Consider the following 1,297-nt stretch of genomic DNA (forward strand, 5'->3'; position numbering starts at 1 on the left):
GTACGGTAAGTCCAACTACAGAAGGAGTTGATGGCGATTTCTACATTGATACGGATGATAATTTAATCTATGGACCTAAAACAGGTGGTGCTTGGGGATCAGGAACCAGTTTAGTTGGCGCAGCAGGTGCTGATGGAGCAGATGGAAGAACAGTTTTAAGTGGTACGATAAGTCCAACTACAGAAGGTGTAGATGGTGATTTCTACATTGATACGGATGATAATTTAATCTACGGACCTAAAACAGGTGGCGCATGGGGATCAGGAACCAGTTTAGTTGGCGCAGCAGGTGCTGATGGAGCAGATGGAAGAACAGTTTTAAGTGGTACGTTGAGTCCAACTACAGAAGGAGTTGACGGTGATTTCTACATTGATACAGATGATAATTTAATCTATGGACCTAAGACAGGTGGCGCATGGGGATCAGGAACCAGTTTAGTTGGAGCAGCAGGTGCTGATGGATCAGATGGAAGAACAGTTTTAAGTGGTACAGTAAGTCCAACCACAGAAGGCGTTGATGGAGATTTCTACATTGATACGGATGACAATTTAATCTACGGACCTAAAACAGGTGGCGCATGGGGATCAGGAACCAGTTTAGTTGGCGCAGCAGGTGCTGATGGATCAGATGGAAGAACAGTTTTAAGTGGTACGGTAAGTCCAACTACAGAAGGCGTTGATGGTGATTTCTACATTGATACGGATGATAATTTAATCTATGGACCTAAAACAGGTGGTGCATGGGGATCAGGAACCAGTTTAGTTGGCGCAGCAGGTGCTGATGGAGCAGATGGAAGAACAGTTTTAAGTGGTACGTTGAGTCCAACTACAGAAGGAGTTGACGGAGATTTCTACATTGATACGGATGACAATTTAATCTATGGACCTAAAACAGGTGGCGCTTGGGGATCAGGAACCAGTTTAGTTGGCGCAGCAGGTGCCGATGGGGCTGATGGAAGAACAGTTTTGAGTGGTACAGTAAGTCCAACCACAGAAGGCGTTGATGGCGATTTCTACATTGATACGGATGATAATTTAATCTACGGACCTAAAACAGGTGGTGCTTGGGGATCAGGAACCAGTTTAGTTGGCGCAGCAGGTGCTGATGGATCAGATGGAAGAACAGTTTTAAGTGGTACGTTGAGTCCAACTACAGAAGGAGTTGACGGAGATTTCTACATTGATACGGATGATAATTTAATCTATGGACCTAAAACAGGTGGTGCTTGGGGATCAGGAACCAGTTTAGTTGGCGCAGCGGGAGCTGATGGAGCAGATGGAAGAACAGTTTTGAGTGG

1 pseudogene is annotated in these 1,297 nt (G+C 45.2%); it reads left to right on the forward strand.

Annotated elements, in window-relative coordinates:
* Positions 1–1,297: pseudogene (locus ACFQ1U_RS12860) on the forward strand (hypothetical protein); the annotation flags it as partial.

Source organism: Tenacibaculum geojense (genome assembly GCF_042676005.1).
Lineage (GTDB): Bacteria > Bacteroidota > Bacteroidia > Flavobacteriales > Flavobacteriaceae > Polaribacter > Polaribacter geojense.